This window comes from Pantoea sp. MQR6 (assembly GCF_022761075.1).
Lineage (GTDB): Bacteria > Pseudomonadota > Gammaproteobacteria > Enterobacterales > Enterobacteriaceae > Pantoea > Pantoea phytostimulans.
Genome location: NZ_JAKYXB010000015.1, coordinates 1 through 1,542 on the forward strand (window position 1 = coordinate 1; position 1,542 = coordinate 1,542).

The window sequence follows — 1,542 nt, forward strand, 5'->3', positions numbered from 1 at the left end:
GGCCGTCCGGATTTACCTGGACTGCCAGCCTACACGCTTAAACCGGGACAACCGTCGCCCGGCTAACCTAACCTTCTCCGTCCCCCCTTCGCAGTAACACCAAGTACAGGAATATTAACCTGTTTCCCATCGACTACGCCTTTCGGCCTCGCCTTAGGGGTCGACTCACCCTGCTCCGATTAACGTTGAACAGGAACCCTTGGTCTTCCGGCGAGCGGGCTTTTCACCCGCTTTATCGTTACTTATGTCAGCATTCGCACTTCTGATACCTCCAGCAGACCTCACAGTCCACCTTCGACGGCTTACAGAACGCTCCCCTACCCAACAGCGCTTACGCGCCGCTGCCGCAGCTTCGGTGCATGGTTTAGCCCCGTTACATCTTCCGCGCAGGCCGACTCGACCAGTGAGCTATTACGCTTTCTTTAAATGATGGCTGCTTCTAAGCCAACATCCTGGCTGTCTGTGCCTTCCCACATCGTTTCCCACTTAACCATGACTTTGGGACCTTAGCTGGCGGTCTGGGTTGTTTCCCTCTTCACGACGGACGTTAGCACCCGCCGTGTGTCTCCCGTGATAACATTCTCCGGTATTCGTAGTTTGCATCGGGTTGGTAAGCCGGGATGGCCCCCTAGCCGAAACAGTGCTCTACCCCCGGAGATGAGTTCACGAGGCGCTACCTAAATAGCTTTCGGGGAGAACCAGCTATCTCCCGGTTTGATTGGCCTTTCACCCCCAGCCACAAGTCATCCGCTAATTTTTCAACATTAGTCGGTTCGGTCCTCCAGTTAGTGTTACCCAACCTTCAACCTGCCCATGGCTAGATCACCGGGTTTCGGGTCTATACCCTGCAACTTAACGCCCAGTTAAGACTCGGTTTCCCTGCGGCTCCCCTATACGGTTAACCTTGCTACAGAATATAAGTCGCTGACCCATTATACAAAAGGTACGCAGTCACCCCATAAAAGAGGCTCCCACTGCTTGTACGTACACGGTTTCAGGTTCTGTTTCACTCCCCTCGCCGGGGTTCTTTTCGCCTTTCCCTCACGGTACTGGTTCACTATCGGTCAGTCAGGAGTATTTAGCCTTGGAGGATGGTCCCCCCATATTCAGACAGGATACCACGTGTCCCGCCTTACTCATCGAGCTCACAGCTTATGCACTTTTGTGTACGGGACTATCACCCTGTACCGTCGGACTTTCCAGACCGTTCCACTAATGCACAAGCTGATTCAGGCTCTGGGCTGCTCCCCGTTCGCTCGCCGCTACTGGGGGAATCTCGGTTGATTTCTTTTCCTCTGGGTACTTAGATGTTTCAGTTCCCCAGGTTCGCCTCGCAACACTATGTATTCATGTTGCGATGATGCACTGAGTGCACCGGGTTTCCCCATTCGGACATCGACGGCTGTAGCGGTTCATATCACCTTACCGTCGCTTTACGCAGATTAGCACGTCCTTCATCGCCTCTGACTGCCAGGGCATCCACCGTGTACGCTTAGTCGCTTAACCTCACAACCCACAGGCGTTTTGCAACGCTGCGTGCTG

1 rRNA gene is annotated in these 1,542 nt (G+C 54.0%); it reads right to left on the reverse strand.

Annotation, left to right across the window (positions count from 1 at the left end):
• Nucleotides 1-1,506, reverse strand: a 23S ribosomal RNA gene (locus MUG06_RS22725); the annotation flags it as partial.
• Nucleotides 1,507-1,542 lie beyond the last annotated feature (36 nt).